Here is a 16241-nt window from a genome sequence, read left to right on the forward strand (position 1 = left end):
CTGCTTCCTCCCGTCAGTTGAGCTCGGCTACCGTCACTCCGGCTCCGCCTTCCCCATACTGTCCAAGCCGGTAAGACTTCACATGCTTATGCCGACGCAGATAATCTTGAATGCCCGTGCGGAGCACCCCGGTTCCTTTGCCGTGGATCAAATGTACGCGTCCGAATCCAGCCAAGAACGCTTCATCAAGGAAACGATCCGCTTCGATCAGCGCCTCATCAAGCGATGCGCCCCGCAGATCCAGCTCCATCGTTGCATTCTCGTCGCGCGTACGCTTCAGGCTTGCCGCCTGCTTCGGCTGCTGCTGCTTCGCAGCCGCTTCATTCGTTTTCAGCAGCTCCAGATCATCCAGCGCAACCTTCATCTTCATAATGCCAAGCTGCACCAATGCTTCCGAGCCAGCCAGTTCAATCACAATGCCCTTCTGATTCAGGCTGTACACACGAACCTCATCCCCTGGCTCAATTCGAGCCGGCTTCGCTCCGCGTTTGCCTCCTGTTGGCTTCGGACGATGCAGCTCTGGCGCTGCTTCATCCAGTCTGCGACGCGCTTCAATCAGCTTATGCTCCTTGACAGATGCGCCTTCCTCCATCGCCAGCTTGCGCAGGTCCGCAATGATCTGCTCTGCCTCTGCTCTCGCCTTCCGAACCGCTTCGCGTGCGTCATCCTGCGCTTTGCGCAGCAGCTTGTCGCGCTGTTCCTCGAAGCGTTCGCGTTCTGCTTCATGCTTCGCACGAAGCTCTTCGAGCTCGCGGCGGAGCGCTTCAGCTGTGTTGCGCTCGTTCTCGGCGCTAAGACGATCCTCTTCGAGCGATGCGATCATGTTCTCGACGCGTGTATCTTCTTCGCTGACCTCACCGCGCGCATGATCGATAATCGCCTTCGGCAGTCCAAGTCTCTCCGCAATAGCAAACGCGTTGCTTCGGCCAGGAACGCCAACAAGCAGCCGGTAAGTCGGGCTAAGCGTCGCTACATCAAATTCCATGCTGGCATTGATGACGCCTTTGCGATTATAAGCATAAGCTTTCAGCTCGCTATAGTGAGTGGTCGCGATAATCCGTGAACCAAGCTTATGAATGTGTTCGAGAATCGCGATTGCAAGCGCCGATCCTTCTGCCGGGTCTGTACCTGCGCCAAGCTCATCAAGCAGGACCAGACTCTTGGGCGTCATTGCCTTCAGAATTCGAATAATATTCGTCAAATGACTGGAGAAAGTACTAAGGTTCTGCTCGATGCTCTGCTCGTCGCCGATATCGGCATAGATCGCGTCGAATACGCACATCTGGCTGCCATCTTCAGCCGGAATGAATAAGCCTGACATCGCCATCAAGCTCAGTAAGCCTACCGTCTTCAACGATACCGTCTTACCGCCTGTGTTCGGGCCGGTGACGATAATGGCAGAGAACGAATTGCCGAGTTCAACATCCGTTGGCACAACAGCTTCGGTTGCAAGCAGCGGATGACGGCCGCGCTTCAGCTTCAGGAAGCCGCGGTCATTCATTCGCGGCAGCGTTGCACGCATTTCGTGCCCAAGCCGTGCCTTCGCGAATGCGAAGTCGAGCGCGCCAAGACCTTCAGCATCGGCAAGCAGATCTTCGCTCACATCAGCTGTAAGGGCGGTAAGTTTCTGCAGCACTTTCTCGATCTCGCGCTCTTCATTGGCGCGCAGTTCACGCAGCTTGTTATTCATCGAGACGATGACTTCCGGCTCGATGAACATCGTTGCGCCGGAGCTCGATTGGTCATGAACGATACCGCCAAAGTTCGAGCGGTACTCGGATTTGACAGGAATAACATAGCGGTCATTGCGCAGCGTAATAATGGCGTCCTGAAGCATTTTCTGAACAGAGCTTGAACGAATCATCTGCTCCAGCTTCTCGCGAATGCGGGACTCGCCGTTGCGAAGCTCGCGTCTGACCGCTGCCAGCTCAGGGCTTGCCTGGTCCATGACTTCCGCGTTCTCGTCAATACAAGCAAGAATCGCATCCTCTGTTGGCTTATGCTCAGACAGCGGCTCGGCGATTTCCGCAAGCAGCGGAATCGGATCCGCGTCATGCAGCTGCAGCACATGCTTCTTCACTCTGCGGCCAGCTCGAATCGTCTCCGCAATCTCAAGCAGCTCCGCCGGATTGAGCGTACCGCCAATGCGGGCGCGCTTGAGCGACATCGACACGTCCGCGATTCCTCGAAAAGGCGGCGAACCTTTGAGCCGGTCCGCCTTGTAAGCCTCATCTGTCGCCTGCAGCGAGTGCTTGACGATCGAGAGATCGGGGCTCGGCTTCAATTGTTCGATCACTGCTCTGCCAAGCGGCGTTGCGGCGTGAGCCGAAAGTTTATGAATGATTTTATAATAATCCATTGTATGCAAAATTTTGTGATCCAAGGCTTCAAACAGCTCCTCTCAACGTTCATTATAGCCGATGCGTGAACTGGATGCTATGACGTAACCTTCCATACATGCGACAGGCGCTAGTGGGGATGATATTTAGTATCATGCCCGGCATTTTATAGCTCGGATATGAGACACCCTAAGGAGGAGGACCCATCATGCATTTTCTAGGCCATGTCGTTCGATTCATTGTCGCAGCGATTGTGCTCATGCTTGTTGGTTTTATCGTTCCTCAATTCAGCGTCGGCGGATTCTGGAGCGCCTTGTTCCTTGCGCTAGTTATCGCCGCTCTGGGCTGGATTGTTGAAGGTATTTTCGGTACGAGGGTGACACCATTTGGACGTGGCATCGTCGGCTTTATCGCCAGTGCCGTGGTCATATGGGTCGCGCAGTTTATCGTTGGAGGCGTTCACGCAACGTTGCTTGGTGCTATCCTTGCTGCACTAGTCATCGGAATCGTGGACCTGTTCATCCCGATCAGCACACCGTTCGAGGCAGGACGCAGCGAACGGCACCGCGACTAATTATACATCGCGAATGAATCAGCCAGTCCCCTTGCTCTGTGGGCAAGGGGTTCTTGGCTTGTTCCCTCCTTCTTACGGTGAACAGCATCATAAAGCTTCACGATTTTGTAACTGCGGCGATCGCCGCTTATCGTATACAATAAGAAGGACATGCTTATCTTATTGCCGCACTTTACGACTGAAATACGAGAAACCATATCATGAGGGGAGTCTAACCGACGATGAATATGAAGAAATCAATCGCAGTCAGCGCGCTGGCCGTCATGCTTACGCTGGCGCTTAGTGCCTGCGGATCCAGCTCTACAACGATGAATGCTAACATTTCGGAGCCATCCGAAGCGACAGAACAACTCGTAATCCATGCGAAGAACTGGGAATTCGATCAAGAGGAATACAAGGTGAAGTTAGGCGAAGCTGTTAAAATCTCGGTAGAATCCGACTCCGGCTTCCACGGCGTGAAGATCAAAGACACGAGCTTCGACATTAAGACGAACGAATCCAAGATTCTGTCGTTCGATAAAGCAGGCACTTACGAAATCTACTGCAACATTGCGTGCGGCACCGGCCATACGCGCATGAAAGCGAAGATCATCGTGGCGTAAGGGGCGAAGCCCCTTACGACCTTAGCACCTTGTGTGCTGCTTGTTAAGCGAATTCGAAATGTGATACATAAAAGGACAGTCACATCACGATGCGGGACTAATCGTACCGCCTTCCGTGAGTGCCTGTCCTTTTGTCTTTCATGCGACGCTTAGCTGGATTCGATTAATTCGATCCACTCATTGTACTCCGTCTGCAGCTTCGTGTATTCCTGTTGAAGCTTGCTCAGCTCTGTGCGCAGCATATTCGTCTCACGTTCATGCTCGATGCGTGCCTCTTCCAATGTTTGCAGCTGTGCGCCAAGCTCAGAAGACTGCTCCGCCTCCGCTGCCGCAGCTTGCCGATATTGATCGAGCTCGGCCTGCAGTGCCTCCAGATGCGCATCGGATTGCTGAACCTTCGCCTCAAGCTTCGATTCACGCTCCTGCACTTGCGCTTGCTTCTTCGCCATCTCCTCCGCGGATTGCTGCGCCGCTCGCTCAAGCTCAGCAATGCGTGAAGTCAGTCGGCCATGCTCTTCTTGCTGGAGTGCAAGTAGACGGGACGCTGCCGCTGCATGCTCGATCTGATGCTCCAGATGCTCGCCCAGAAGCGTAAGCTCTTGCTCAAGGGCATCGGACTTATTCACCAGATTCTCGCTTGCTTGAACAGCGTTAATCAACTCGGCTTGCTTCGCTTCCAGCTCAAACTGTTTCTCTTCAAGTTCAGCTTGCTTCGAATGAAGCTGCTTCTCCATCCATTGCTGCTTCTGCATCAACTCCGAGATCTCGCCAGCAAGCGTCTGCTCCCGTTGCTGCAGCTGTTCGCCTAAGCGTCTAATCTCACCACGCAGCGTCTCTTCCTGCTCCATTGCTGCCATAAGCTGCTCATCGGATTCCGCCGTTTGGCGGTCCCAATATTGGCGTGCCTGATCCAGCTGCGATTGGTACGACTCGTTCTGTTCTTCCAGCTGCTTTCGCAGACTCCGCTGCACCTCTTCAGCTTCAGCCAACAGTTCTTGCTGTTCTGATGCCTGCTGCTCCATCTGACGCGCCTGCTCATCTGCAATTGTGCCATATTGCTCGCGGAGCTCCGCCATGGCCTCACGGTGCTGGGACTCCAAGCGATCCACATGTTCAATGCACTGCTGTTCCAGTGTGTTCAGCTGCTCTTGGCAGCGTTGTTCAACCGCTTCCAACTGCTCATCATTCGCGCGATGGGCGGCTTGAAGGCGTTCCTCATAGCGGCCGTTCTCAGCGGCAAGCTGCTCTTGATGCTCCTGCTTAACGGCAGCAAGCTGCAACTCGAATTCACGATACGTCTCCGCAATGTGCTGCTCATGTTCATATCCAGCCGCCGCTGCTTGCTCCTCATAACGACGAACTGCTTCATCCAGCTGCGCTTGATGCTGCTTCGCCATTCGATCAAGCAGCTCTTGGTGCTGGCTCTCTAGCTCAGCAACATATTCGGTCAGCTCATTCTCGAACGCTTCGGTTTTCGCTTTCAATTGTTCATCCGCCGCTGCTTGCTGTCTAGCTGCCACGCGTTCAAGTTCAGCCTGATGCTCTTCACGCGTACGTACCTGCTCCGCTTGATGCTTAGCATTCACCTGCTCCAGTACAGCCTTATGTTCCGCCGCTATACGTTCCAGCTCTGCCGTATGTTCGGCAATCGCAAGCTCCAACACTTCGCTATGCTCCGCATTCATACGCTCCAGAACTACACGATGCTCAGCATTCGTATGTGTCAGTTCAGCCGTACGATCAGCCTCGATACGAGCAAGCTCGCTCTGGTGCTGGGCAGCCAGTTGTTCCAGCTCAAGCTTCATCAGCGCAAGCTGCTCGCTGCATTCTTCATTCGCAAGCTCCAATACTGCAGCATGCTCAGCTCCTGTGCGCTCCAATATGGATGCATGCTCCGTCTTCATCCGTTCCAGCGCGGCCGCATACTCTGCAGCATGCTGTTCCACTTCCGTCTGCGCGGCAGCAAGCTCTTCAATCAGCTGTTCCTCATCTGCTCGAGCCTGTACCAGCTCCGCTTGCAGCTTCTCTTCATTCTGACGAAGCGCCTCGAGCTCTACGGTAACTGTCTCACTGCTTGTACGCAGCGCTTCAAGCTCAGCAGTCAACTGTTCTTCGCTCTTCCGAAGCAACGCAAGCTCGGCAGTCAGCTTCTCACGGTCGCGATCTGCCGTTTCGCCGCGTGCGACAATCTTGCGGTCATATTCATTGCGCAGCTCTTGCAGCTTCTTCTCAGCGCTATTACGCTGCTCTGCCAGCAGACGGTCTGCGGCAGCACGCTGCTCCTGAAGCTTGCGCTCCGCCTCCGCGCGGGCTGTGCCCGATTGGCGGCCAAGCTCTTCGCGCTGTGCAGCAAGCGCCTTCGCGTGCTCTTCAGCAGCGAGCTCCAGCTTCTGCTGTGCCTCTGCTTCAAGCTCGGCAATGCGCTGCTCGTGCGCTTGCCGAGCTTCCTCAAGCTGCTTGCTCGCAGCGGCCTCCGCCTGCTCCAGCTGTAAACGCAGCTCCGCAACTAACGCTTCTGCTTTCTCAGCCTGCTCACGTTCAACACGTGCGCAAGCTTCCACGCCGGCCTGCTCCGCTGCAGCAACTCGCTGCTCGGCTTCTGCCAGCATGTCCTGCCATTGCGCTGCATCTGTCCGAATTCGCTCCAGCTCTTCCGCAAGCACGCCATTGCGCGCTTCCTCTACGAGCAGACGATCCGTCTCCCGCTGCAAACGCATGACGTCTTCCGCCATATGTACCGCTGCAAGCACAGCGATCTTAGGCATATCAAGCCTCGGGTATCCTTTGGCCAGCTTATGCATATTCTCGTCGACCAGCGCCGCTACCCGCTTGATATAATCGGTGCTGGACCGGCCTGTCAGCTTATATTGATATCCGTATATGTCAACCGTTACGCGTGTCCGATCGGCATCCATCAAAGCAATATCCTCCTAGTTGTAATTAAAGTCGCATTTCGTGCTGCAAGCTTGCCTGTGACTATTTCATCAGACGGTGTGTGAGTCAGCGACTCCTTGAAATTAGGGTCGTAGGCGGTAGTATACATTAACCCAATCCACCTACTCCTAAAAGATTCGGAAGCTTATACCTGATTTAGTGGTTAAAAAAAAGCCACATCGCTGTTCCTTTCGGAACTATTTCGATGTGGCTTGGAATGTTTCCTGCCTACTTCCGCAATTCTGCACCAAAAGTTTGCTCAATTGCCGTAACGACTGCGCCATGCAGCTCCGTTACCTCTTCATCCGTCAGCGTACGCTCTGCATGACGGTATACCAGCGATAAGGCAACGCTCTTTTTGCCAGCGCCAAGCTTCTCACCTGTGTACACATCGAAGACACGAATCGACTCGAGCAGACCAACTGCAATCTCGCGCGCCTTCTCAAGCAAGCGGCCAGCTTCAACTGCCGAATCAACGACGACTGCAATATCGCGTTCCATTGCTGGGTAACGAGGCAGCGTCTGATAAACAATCGCACTATTCGCATACTCATACAGCGGAGCTAGCTCCAGCTCAGCTGCGTACGTATCCGGCAGATCCATCTGCTGCTGCAGCTGCGGATGCAATTGACCGACATAACCGAGCGTAACTTCGCCAGCTTCCGTCTGCAGCTTCACAGCTGCGGTACGGCCTGGATGGAATCCTTCTGGAGTCGCTGCTTCGTAACGAATGCGGCTGCTAACGCCAAGCGTCTGCATGACCGTCTCGATAATGCCTTTTGCATGATAGAAATCATAAGCTACAGCTTTCTGATTCCACGATGCCTGCACGGCATTGCCCGTCAGCAGCAGGCCGAAGCGATGCTTCTCATGTGGAAGCTGAGTCAGTGTCTCTTCTTCCGTGTGGTAGACGCTGCCAAGCTCGAATACGGCAAGGTTGTCGTTCTTGCGATTGCGGTTGTACACCGCCATATCAAGCAGTTGAGCGAGCAGCGACGTGCGGAGCACGCTGCGTTCTTCGCTCATCGGCATTGCCAGACGGATCGGACGCACATCGCCGGTCAGCGCTGGGAACAGTGCCGTACGCTCTGGACCCGTGAACGAATAGCTGATCACTTCGTTTAGTCCGGAGTCCGTCAGACGTTTGCGCAGCTCGCGGCGAATCGCTTGCGGTTTCGTGAGTGCGCCTGGCGTCGTACTGCCTTCGATTGGCGTTGTCGGAATGTTGTCATAGCCGTACAGTCGAGCTACTTCTTCAATGAGATCAACATCGCGTGTAATATCGCCACGGCGCGTAGGCACCGTAATCGTGAATGTGCCGTTGCCATCGATGTCGCCTTGGAAACCAAGACGCGTGAAGATCGCTTCTACTTCTAGCTTCGACAACGACGTGCCGAGGTACGAATTGATTTTGCTCAGCGTAACTTGGACAACAGCAGGCTCATGCGTTGCTGCAACAGCTTCAACGATGCCCTCTGCTACATGTCCGCCTGCAATCTGTTCGAGCAGCGAAGCTGCGCGGTCAAGAGCAGGAATAACGCGGCTTGGATCAACTTCCTTCTCGAAGCGTGCGCTCGATTCAGAACGAAGGCCAAGCTGACGCGATGTACGGCGCACCGTGCTGCCGTCGAAACGAGCCGATTCCAGAATAATGTCTGTCGTATCTGCCGTTACTTCGCTGTTTCCGCCGCCCATAACACCAGCCAGCGCGATCGCTTTCTCACTGTCTGCGATAACAAGCATTTGCGGCTCAAGCTTACGCTCTTGATCGTCCAGCGTCGTAAGCGTCTCGCCTTCCTGCGCAAGACGAACAACGATCCGGCCGCCAGCTACTTTGGATGCGTCGAACGCATGAAGCGGTTGACCGTACTCGAGCATAACGTAGTTCGTAACGTCAACGACGTTGTTGATCGGACGAATGCCTGCCGCCATCAGACGGTTCGCCAGCCAGAGCGGCGACGGAGCGATCTTAACGCCACGAATGTAGCGTGCTGTATAATGCGAACACAGTTCCTTCGCTTCGATCGATACATTCAGGTAGGAGGATGCCAGTTCCGGCGAATCCATAATCGCTGTCTTCGGCAGCTTTATTTCACGTCCCGTAAGCGCCGCAACCTCATAAGCTGCGCCCAGCATGCTGAGGCAGTCCGAACGGTTCGGCGTCAGGTCGAGCTCAAGGACCTCATCATCGATTGCAAGCGTCTTGCCGATCGGTTGACCGATTGGCGTCTCCGCAGGCAGGACGAGAATGCCTTCTTGCTGTTCCTTCGGCAGCAGCTTCTCGTTGAGGCCAAGCTCCTTCGCCGAGCAGATCATGCCTTGCGATTCAACGCCGCGCAACTTCGCGCGCTTGATGTTCAGATCGCCCGGCAGCTTCGCGCCTACCGTTGCGACCGGCACCTTCTGGCCAGCATCCACATTGCGAGCGCCGCATACGATTTGCAGATTTTCACCCGTACCAACATCCACTTGGCATACATTGAGCTTATCTGCGTCGGGATGCTTTTCCTTCGATACAACATAACCAACAACAACCCCGGATACGCCTTTGTTGCGCGATTCAACCACATCGATCTCGATGCCGCCGCGCGTCATCTGCTCCGCAATCTCCTTCGCAGTGAGATCCGAAACATCTATATATTCATTCAACCATTGATAGGATACATTCATTTCGTTTAACGTTCCCTTCTATCCCGTATATTGCAGCTAATCGGCTGACTGCCGCCTTATCACATTCGTGCGAACTGATTCAAGAACCGCTGGTCGTTCGTGTAGAAGTGGCGAATATCGTCGATGCCGTATTTCAGCAATGCGATCCGCTCAACTCCCATGCCGAAAGCGAAGCCGCTAACTTCGTTCGGATCATAGCCGCCCATCTCAAGAACGCGCGGATGAACCATGCCGCAGCCGAGAATTTCGAGCCAGCCTGTATGTTTGCACATCCGGCAGCCGTGTCCGCCGCATTGCGAGCACGTCACGTCAACTTCAGCGCTTGGCTCTGTGAATGGGAAGAAGCTTGGACGAAGGCGAATTTGTGCTTGACTGCCGAACATCAATTGTACGAATTGGAGCAGCGTGCCCTTCAAGTCGCTCATTCGGATGTTCGGGCCAACGACCAGACCTTCGATCTGATTGAATTGGAACGAGTGCGTCGCGTCGTCATCATCGCGTCGGTATACTTTGCCCGGGCAGATAACTTTGATAGGCGATTTGCCATTCGCCGCTTTCATCGTGCGGATCTGAACCGGCGATGTCTGCGTACGCATCAGAATCTCATCTGTAATGTAGAACGAATCCTGCATATCGCGCGCAGGGTGGTTCTTCGGCAGATTGAGCGCTTCGAAGTTGAAGTAATCCGTCTCCACCTCAGGACCTTCTGCAACCGAGTAGCCAAGGCCGATGAAAATATCTTCGATCTCCGTAACAACCTTGTTCAGCGGATGCACAGCGCCTGTTGGCAGCGCATGGCCTGGCAGGGAGACGTCAATCGTCTCTTCGCGAAGGCGTGCAGCCGTTTCTTCTTGACGGTACGCTTCCTGCTTCTCTTCGATAACCGCTTCAATTGCAGCGCGTACTTCATTACCCACTTGACCGATAATCGGACGCTCTTCTGCGCTTAAGCCGCCCATGCCGCGGAGAATTTCCGTCAGCGCGCCCTTCTTGCCCAAATACTTAACACGCAAATCGTTTAATTGCTGCTGTCCTGCAACCTGCTGAAGCTCTTGCAATGCTTCAACGCGCAGCGCCTCCAACCGTTCCTTCATGCTTGATCCCTCCATCAAATGTCCAACTATTCATCCATTCTGCTTGAACTACTTCTCGAATGAACGCAAAAAAGGCCCTTCCTCCCCGTTAGGGACGAAAGGACCGTGGTACCACCCTATTTCAAGCCACGCTGCATGATGCTGCAAACGTCTGATCCGACTGCAGTGAGTCAAAGACCATTTGGCTTCTCTTACCGGATAACGGCCGGCGCCGGACTTCCTACATACGCCCCGCTTGCGGTTCGCGTTCAAAAGTCTGCTCGGGAGCGAACTTCAGCAGACTGTCATCGCAAAGACGCTCTCAATCTATGGCGTCTTCTCCCTGTCCGAACAGATAAGCTTACTCTTCTCCGTCATTGCAATACATCTATTAGTACTACTATTATCCGTTATTATAACCAATTCTCTCGGATCTTAGCAAGCCTAACGTTTCTTGCGTGCAAGCGAGACGAGCAGCGAAGCAGCACCAAGCACTACGGCTACGATGGACAAAATAAGAGGCGTCTTGCTGTCGCTGCTGTCGTCCGACTCCACAGCCGCTGTCGATGCCGTGCCGTGGCTGTCGCCATGCGCATCGCCGCCTTCTGCTGCAGACGTTACTGTCGTTACCGAAGCAGGTTTATCCGCTCCGTCGCCGCCAACCCATTCTACCACTTGGCCGTCGCTGTACGTTTGGTAAGCTTTCCAGACGAGTTGCGTTGCATCGTCGGCAACTTTGCCGCTTACACGGAAATCTGTAAATTCTGTTGCCGCCAAGCCACCGTCTTCAGCCGTCCACGTAATCGACGTAATGACGTTGTCTGCGCTGCGCTCCAGCTCATATTTCCAACCCGGCTTCGGTTCTACGCGGCTCACGTTGATTTCCGCCGGAACGTTTACTTTAACCTTAACCGTATTGATGTCCTTCTCTTCGCTTGGTACACGTACGGCCAGTACTTGATATGTACCTGCTTGCACCTGCGTTGGTTGAACCGTTACATGGGCGCTTGCAATACCCGAGAATGCAAGCATGCTCACCGCCATTGTTGCTGCTACTGCAAACTTCTTCATCGACTGTTTCTTCATCTTCATCGCCATCCTTCGTTTCCGTATCGTCTTGCTCTTATGACGCTAAGTATACCGTTCAGCCGCCATCGTCAACATGACTCGAAAGGGCTAGGGGATGTGTCAACATCGTGAAATAGGGGCTGTGCCCCTCATGACCCCCTAAATTGAATGATTAGGGGCTTCGCTTCGAACCCTAAATTGAAATTATCTAAATCTAAAATTCTTTTTAAAATTCTACTGAAAGAGTTCTACCCACCCAAACCCTCCCTGCAAGGGAGGGCCCCATGGGACTCCCGTCCCCTGGACCCCGGAAGGGGCGTGGGATCGGCTAATGGAGGTATTGAGTTTACAACGTAGTGGGAGCGCGTACCCCTGTGGGGTACAGCTTTTGTTCGTATGGTTAGGGGCTGCGCCCCTTATGACCCCAGTTTAGTTGAGTAATGATTAAGGGCTACCGCCCTCACTGTAACCCAATTGTTCTACCCACCCAAACCCTCCCTGCAAGGGAGGGCCCCATGGGACTCCCGTCCCCTGGACCCCGGAAGGGGCGTGGGATTGGCTAATGGAGCAGTTGAGTTACAACGTGGTGGGGGTCGCGTACCCCTGAGGGGTACAGCTCTTGTTCGACGCGTGTGGTTAGGGGCTGACGCCCCTTGCGACCCCAGTGCGGTTAGGGGCTGTGCCCCTCTCGACCCCAGTTTAGTTGAGTAATGATTAAGGGCTACCGCCCTCACTGTAACCCAATTGTTCTACCCACCCAAACCCTCCCTGCAAGGGAGGGCCCCATGGGACTCCCGTCCCCTGGACCCCGGAAGGGGCGTGTGATCGGCTTACAGAGTTGTTAAGTTACAACGTGGTTGGAGCCGTGTACCCCTTTGGGGTACAACTCTTGTTCGAGCGTGTGGTTAGGGGCTGCGCCCCTTACGATCCCAGTGCGGTTAGGAGCTGTGCCCCTCTCGACCCCAGTTTAGTTGAGTAATGATTAAGGGCTACCGCCCTCACTGTAACCCAATTGTTCTACCCACCCAGCCCCTCCCTGCAAGGGAGGGTCCATGGGACTCCCGTCCCCTGGACCTCGGAAGGGCGTGGGATTGGCTAATGGAGGTGTTGAGATACAACGTGTTGGGGGTCGCGTACCCCTGTGGGGTACAGCTTTTGTTCGAGCACGGCGCCTAATAATGACTGGTTAGTTTCAGTGCCACTACATAATCGTAAGTGCATTTCTGCACCTACATAAATCATATAGCCCGCAACGGTCCTATGTAGGTGTATTTTTGCACCTACTCCCACCATTTCGTTGGTTACCGGCTTATGTAGGTGCACTTCTGCACCTACATCACCGACTCGTGCTTTCTGCAGCTAGTCTCGAAATATCCCAACATAAAAAACCGAGATAAGCGCAGCCGGCAGCGCTTATTTCGGTTTGGGCTATGACTTATTGAGAGGTGATAACGTCAATTAGGTACGGTCGTCCATCCCCTGTTGAATCGCGTAACGAGCGAGCTGGACGCGGTTGTCGAGATGGAGCTTCTGCAATATGTTTTTCAGATGATTCTTGACCGTATGCTCGGAAATACCAAGCGTAGCGGCAATTTCTCGGTTTGAATCGCCGTAGGCGACCCGCTCGAGAATTTCTTTCTCCCGCTCGGTCAGCGGCGTCGTTGACGAGACATTCAAGCGGGGCTCCGGCCTTGGGGAGCCGCCGAGCGGATTTGTTGGTGCGCGGCCGGATTGGCCTAACGCACCCGTGAATTCGAGCAGCAGCCTGGCTGCCAGCTCCTTCGACATTGGCGCCTCGTCGTATGCGACTGCACGCAAGTATTCGAGCCATTGGGAGGGCGTAATATTTTTGAGCAAATAACCTTGCGCTCCCCTCTTGATCGCCTCGAATAGATCGGCAATATCGTCGGAAACGGTCACCATCACGATCTTCACCGCCGGCCAACGGGACTTGATGCGCTGCGTTGCCTCCAGTCCGCCCATGCCAGGCATCCGGATGTCCATCAGCACCAGATCCGGCTGCTGCTGCTCCATCAATTCAAGCGCCTCTTCACCACTCTTCGCCTCTGCGATGATCTCAAATGATCGATCGCCGGACAAAATCTCACGCATTCCCTCACGACCATGCGGATGATCATCCACAAGCATGACGCGGGCAACAGACTGCGACGGTTTGCTATCGTTCATGGCGGCCCCCTCTTGTTTTCTCAACCGTAATTATGGTTCCCTGTCCCGTTGTTCCGTTAGCCGTAAACGTCCAGCCCATTGACTGCGCACGGTCACGCATCATCCGGATGCCGAAACGTCCCTTCGCCCACAGCGCATCGGTATCAGCCCCGACGCCGTTGTCGCGCACCGTCACATGAAAACCACCTTCCAGCGGCTCGCTGGCAATGACAAGCTCCGAAGCATTCGCATGCTTGCGTACGTTCATGACTGATTCTCTCAGAATAGCAAGCAGCTCAACCTGCTCTTTGCCATTCAGCAGGGCATCGGACAACCGCCAATCCAGCTTTACCTGCAGCCGACCGTTCACTCTAGCATCCTCGGCAAGCTCCCGAATCGCATTCATCCATGGCACATCCGTCGTTACCGGCGCCGCCTGCAAATTCGCAATCGACTGCCGTACGTCTGCGTACACATGCCGAACCGTCCCGCGGATTTGTTCCGCCGCTGCTGCACGATCACTGCTTTCCTCCGCATGCTCGAGCTTATCCAGCTTAACCGACAACAGAAACAGTGACTGCGAAATGCCATCATGCAGTTCGCGGGCAAGCTGCTCCCGCTCCTCGAATACAGCCTTCATCGCTTTCTCGCGCTGGAGCATGCTCTGCGTGTCTTCCATCATGCGGAATAGCTTGGTCAGCAGCGTTAACGTGACGATAAGCACGAGAAGAGGAGCTAGGAAGTTACCCAGCTCCATCGACAAGTACGGCAGCAGAAATTGATGCCGTACGTATTCCCATAAACCAAGCGTGATCGTTGGAATGAGCAGGATCGCCCATTTGATTTTGTTATAAGACATCGGTTTAACAACCTCTCATCGGGCTGGCCCCGTGGATCAACGACTTTCGTCTTAATAGTTGCGGAAGCTCGTCGTCTCAACCAGTTCGTTGTCGTTCTTATCCATTACCCGAATTTCTGCCGTCCATTGGCCTGGGTACGGAATGTACGGTCCTGACGCCAGATAAGCATATTTGCCATAGCCATCGAACGCTTCGATCTCTTGATCGTCATACGCCTCGAGCGGAATATCGATTGGCGCATCCTCATGCTGTTCCGAACGGAAGCGAAGCACGACGGATTTAGGAGCGCCGGTCACGTCGGGAAGCCAGATTTTGAGCGTAATCTTGTTGTCTCCCGGTACGTTCGGCGTTACGCGCAGCGATACGTGCATCTCAGCTCCCATTTTATGATAGGATACAGGTTCGTTCGCCGGCAGCGGGCTAACGTATGTGAACAGAGATGTGATAACAATAATGAGCGCCATAAGCACGCCATCGACTCGGAGAATCGTGGCAGAGGGCAGGTCGCCCCGTCTCACTCTCATGCGAAGCAGCGCTCCAACGATGATGACGAGCAGTGTAAGTCCCGCCTTGATCGTCAGCATCACGCCCCACGAAGTGAGCCATATATACGACAGCTTCGGCAGAAATAGCAGTGTCATGCCTACACCCGTCAACACAAGCGCAGCAAGGGACAGCACCGCTCCACCCGAGAAGCGGACAGCAAAGCGGCCAGCTTCCTTCCGGTCTTTGATCCACAATGCCAGCAGCAGCGCAAGTCCGCCTGCCCATAGCGCAGCAGCTGTAAGGTGGACGAAATCGAGACCAACCGTGAGTACCTTTGGATTATTTGCCTCAGCATGACCGCTCCAGCTTTCAACAGCGATCAACAGAACCGCCCATATCACGCTAACGGTCCGACCTCCGCGAAGAACGAGGAAGCCTATGAGCGATAGAACGACTGTTGCCAACCATGCCATGCCAACCGATGTTCGCGACAGCAGCTTGAGCCATTCGCTCAGCGGCTCATCCTCCATCACCTCACGGGCATGGAAGAACACATACAGTATCGAGCCGAACAGGAATGCGCGCACTGTACCAAGCGACCAGGTCTTGGAGAGTTGAAGCGACGCGCCTTCGAAGCGTGTAATGGACTTCCAGAGCATGACACCTGCCGCTAGCAGCAGCGTCGCGTAGTAGAAGAAGCGAACGGCATAAAGGATCAGCTCCGACGAAGTGAGCGCGGACGCAGTTGAACCATGTCCGGCATGTCCCAGCTGCGTATGCAAATCGAACGTTGCTGCATCTTTGGCCGCCGGCGGGTTGCCGACTACGAATACATAAGAACCATTAACGGGATGCCCGTCCTCCGAAATAATCCGATATGTAACGGTATATACCCCTTCGTCAAGATTTGCCGGCTTCACGGCAATCGATGTCCGGTCTTTATTCGCCTCAATGGCCGACACTTTTAATTGGCGGGACAACGAATCCAGCAGCTCGATGCCGCCAACTTTTGTCTCCACCGCTTCATTAAAAGTCAGTCGAATCTCTTCCGGGCTTTGCGCCAGACGAGCGCCAGCCTCCGGCGCTGTCTCCAACAGCTGCGAGTGGGCACTCACAGTCGATGCCGGCCACACAAGCCAGCAAGCAAGCAAAAGCACGCCAAGCGTGAATAGTTTCATAAAGCGGTTATAACGGTAATGACGATGATGTAATGCGTTGGTGTTCACAAACGGGCACGTCCTTTCTTGGTAAAATAGGGCTCCGCCCCTTGGAACCCATTGTTGTCTAGATGATTTGTGATTACTGCCCAACTAAATCCTCTCTGTAAAGAAAAGCCCTATGGGACTAAGCATATGCTTCCGATTGTGGATTCCTCTCGGAAACCTCTATTCCTGAACCCCGGAATGGGAGATGCGGAAATCGGCAGGGCGTGATCGCGTACTTGAGCGGTGGGAATCGAGTGCCCTGAG

The 16241-nt window shown here is 54.3% G+C and carries 10 protein-coding genes; 2 read left to right on the plus strand and 8 right to left on the minus strand.

Features of this window, described 5'->3' with window-relative positions; genetic code table 11:
* Positions 1–13 precede the first annotated feature (13 nt).
* Entirely contained in the window at positions 14–2383 is a 2370-nt protein-coding gene (locus tag H8B09_RS15260) for an endonuclease MutS2 (RefSeq protein WP_191204359.1), read from the minus strand.
* A gap of 164 nt (positions 2384–2547) precedes the next feature.
* Between H8B09_RS15260 and H8B09_RS15265 the strand changes: the two genes are divergently transcribed.
* On the plus strand, positions 2548–2913 hold the full coding sequence (locus tag H8B09_RS15265) for a phage holin family protein (RefSeq protein WP_191204360.1): 366 nt from the start codon (positions 2548–2550) through the stop codon (positions 2911–2913).
* A 221-nt stretch (positions 2914–3134) separates the two neighbouring features.
* Entirely contained in the window at positions 3135–3515 is a 381-nt protein-coding gene (locus H8B09_RS15270; RefSeq protein ID WP_191204361.1) for a cupredoxin domain-containing protein, read from the plus strand.
* 149 nt (positions 3516–3664) lie between these two features.
* On the opposite strand, the gene H8B09_RS15275 is transcribed toward H8B09_RS15270, so the two are convergent.
* The 7 genes from H8B09_RS15275 to H8B09_RS15305 all read right to left on the minus strand — a co-directional run bounded on the left by H8B09_RS15275 (position 3665) and on the right by H8B09_RS15305 (position 15998).
* A complete protein-coding gene (locus tag H8B09_RS15275) occupies positions 3665–6430 on the minus strand; it encodes a hypothetical protein (protein ID WP_318152638.1) in 2766 nt (921 codons plus the stop codon).
* A 247-nt stretch (positions 6431–6677) separates the two neighbouring features.
* The gene (pheT, locus tag H8B09_RS15280) at positions 6678–9119 is read right to left on the minus strand and encodes a phenylalanine--tRNA ligase subunit beta (protein ID WP_191204363.1); all 2442 of its coding nucleotides are present in this window, start codon (positions 9117–9119) and stop codon (positions 6678–6680) included.
* Positions 9120–9178: 59 nt separating this feature from the next.
* Positions 9179–10213, minus strand: a complete 1035-nt coding sequence (gene pheS / locus H8B09_RS15285; protein WP_191204364.1) for a phenylalanine--tRNA ligase subunit alpha — start codon at positions 10211–10213, stop codon at positions 9179–9181.
* Between the two features lie 423 nt (positions 10214–10636).
* Positions 10637–11278 (minus strand): YcnI family copper-binding membrane protein, encoded by a 642-nt coding sequence (locus H8B09_RS15290; protein WP_191204571.1) that lies wholly within the window; start codon positions 11276–11278, stop codon positions 10637–10639.
* 1440 nt (positions 11279–12718) lie between these two features.
* On the minus strand, positions 12719–13447 hold the full coding sequence (locus H8B09_RS15295) for a response regulator (RefSeq protein ID WP_191204365.1): 729 nt from the start codon (positions 13445–13447) through the stop codon (positions 12719–12721).
* Positions 13437–14285 carry a sensor histidine kinase gene (locus tag H8B09_RS15300; RefSeq protein WP_191204366.1) on the minus strand — a complete coding sequence of 283 codons (849 nt, stop codon included), beginning with the start codon at positions 14283–14285 and terminating at the stop codon, positions 13437–13439. Before H8B09_RS15300 ends, H8B09_RS15295 begins: the two co-directional genes overlap by 11 nt.
* Positions 14286–14336: 51 nt before the next feature.
* Entirely contained in the window at positions 14337–15998 is a 1662-nt protein-coding gene (locus H8B09_RS15305; protein WP_318152630.1) for a copper resistance CopC/CopD family protein, read from the minus strand.
* Between the last annotated feature and the right edge of the window lie 243 nt (positions 15999–16241).

Origin of the sequence: Paenibacillus terricola (genome assembly GCF_014779765.1) — a bacterium.
Lineage (GTDB): Bacteria > Bacillota > Bacilli > Paenibacillales > Paenibacillaceae > Paenibacillus_T > Paenibacillus_T terricola.